Source organism: Bradyrhizobium sp., assembly GCF_036009065.1.
GTDB lineage: Bacteria > Pseudomonadota > Alphaproteobacteria > Rhizobiales > Xanthobacteraceae > Bradyrhizobium.
Window position 1 is genome coordinate 1 of record NZ_DASYMN010000016.1, and the last position, 1,858, is coordinate 1,858.

Annotated in this window: 1 protein-coding gene and 1 tRNA gene; one reads left to right on the forward strand and one right to left on the reverse strand. The window is 65.6% G+C overall.

Annotated elements, in window-relative coordinates; all coding sequences use genetic code 11:
* Positions 1 to 76: 76 nt before the first annotated feature.
* Positions 77 to 152 (reverse strand) — tRNA-Lys (locus tag VGP39_RS00665).
* A 143-nt stretch (positions 153 to 295) separates the two neighbouring features.
* On the opposite strand from VGP39_RS00665, the gene tnpC reads away from it, so the two are divergent.
* A complete protein-coding gene (gene tnpC / locus VGP39_RS00670; protein ID WP_327566184.1) occupies positions 296 to 1,756 on the forward strand; it encodes an IS66 family transposase in 1,461 nt (486 codons plus the stop codon).
* Positions 1,757 to 1,858 lie beyond the last annotated feature (102 nt).

Consider the following 1,858-nt stretch of genomic DNA (forward strand, 5'->3'; position numbering starts at 1 on the left):
CGTAATCTGCGATGCGTCATCAGCCGACAGCCTGTCAGCCATTAGATCCGGTCGACAGGCGACGTCGCCATTGGTTTGGTGAGCCCGGTGGGATTCGAACCCACGGCCCCAAGATTAAAAGTCTCGTGCTCTACCAACTGAGCTACAGGCTCGCCGAGGCGCTTTCAACGCCATGCGGAGCCGCGGGTCAAGTCCGCCCGCGGACATCACCACATCTCTTTTTTGGTAACAGCCTAGGTCACGGCTGTGACGAGGGGTATTGACAAGTCACGGGCGAGTACGGGTCAACGTGTCGATGGCACCGCCCGATGACACCCCCTGCGGAGATAGCGCCCCGGTCGCGACGAACAGCGATGCGGTGATTGCGGCCTTGCAGGCCGAGAATGCGCGGCTGCGCGCCGAGAATGCGGTGCTGACGGCGCGGTTGGCGGAACTGGAGCGCCGTCTCGGGCTGAACAGCCGCAACAGCGGCAAGCCGCCGTCCAGCGACGGATTGAAGAAGCCGCCGCGGGTCAATAGCCTACGTGAGCCAACCGGCAAGACGACCGGCGGTCAGCCGGGTCATCCGGGCAAGACGTTGCGCCGCACGGAAACCCCTGATGCCACGATCAACCCTTATCTGGCTGTCTGCGCCGGGTGTGGCGAGGCGTTGACCGCGGCGACGGCGACTGATCACGTCGCCCGACAGGTGTTCGATTTGCCGGAACCGAGGCCGCTGATCGTCACCGAACACCGCGCGCATGGCTGCCGCTGTACCGCCTGCGGCGCACAGACGCGAGCCGCCTTCCCTGACGGGGTTACGGCGCCGGTGCAATATGGCCCGCGGATCGCTGGCTTTGTGCTGTATTTGCTGCACTATCAACGGCTGCCTGAGAAGCGTCTGGCCATGCTGATGGCCGATCTGTTCGGGGTCACGCTGGTGGCTGCGACCATTGCGCGGATCAGCCGGGACTGTGCCGGGCGCTACGCGGGTTTCGCTGATGCCGTGCGCGACCTGGTCGCGGCGGCGGCGCTCAAGCACCTGGACGAAACCGGCTTCCGCATCGGCGGCAAGACGCAGTGGCTGCACATCGCCTCGACCCTCCGGCTCACCTTCTACCGGGTCTCGCCCAAGCGCGGCAGCCTGCTGGCGAACGTCACCGGCATCGTCGTGCATGACCACTGGAAGCCGTACTACACGATGACCGGCGTGCGGCACGCGCTGTGCAACGCGCATCATCTGCGCGAACTGAAGGCGCTGGTCGACATCGAACAAGAGGACTGGGCGCGCCGGATGCAGCGCCTGCTGCGCCGCGCCTGCCACGCGAGCAACCTCGCGCGTGAGCGGGGCGTGCCGTTGAAGCCGGGCCTGATCGCGTTGTTCGAGCGATGCTATGACACGATCCTGGCGGAGGGTCTGGCATTCCATGACACGCAACCGGCCTTGGTCCGCGCTGTCGGCACAGGCAAACCTCGCGGCCGGCCGCCACGCCGGGTTGGCCACAACCTGCTGTTGCGGCTCGGCAGCCGAAAAACCGACGGGCTGCGCTGTCTCACCGACCCGCTTGTGCCGTTCAGCAACAACCTGGCGGAACGCGACGGGCGGATGATGAAATTGCGCCAGAAGATCTCCGGCGGCTTCCGCTCCATGGAGGGGGCGATGGATTTTGCCGTGATCCGCTCGCTGCTGTCGACGGCGAGGAAGCAGGGCTGGGATATCCTGCAAACCCTCAACGCCAACCCAGATCGCCTGATCGCAGACCTCAGGGTTGCGTGACCGCCCGCGACCTGGGCTGTTACAAAATAAGCATCACCTGCCAGGACCGCGTGGGCCTTGCCAGCACGCAGCCACCTCCGCACAGGGCCGTTGATGCCACGG

Excerpts from the sequence above, each read along its gene's own strand:
- tnpC (WP_327566184.1), top strand. The coding sequence starts at position 296 with ATGGCACCGCCCGATGACACCCCCTGCGGAGATAGCGCCCCGGTCGCG.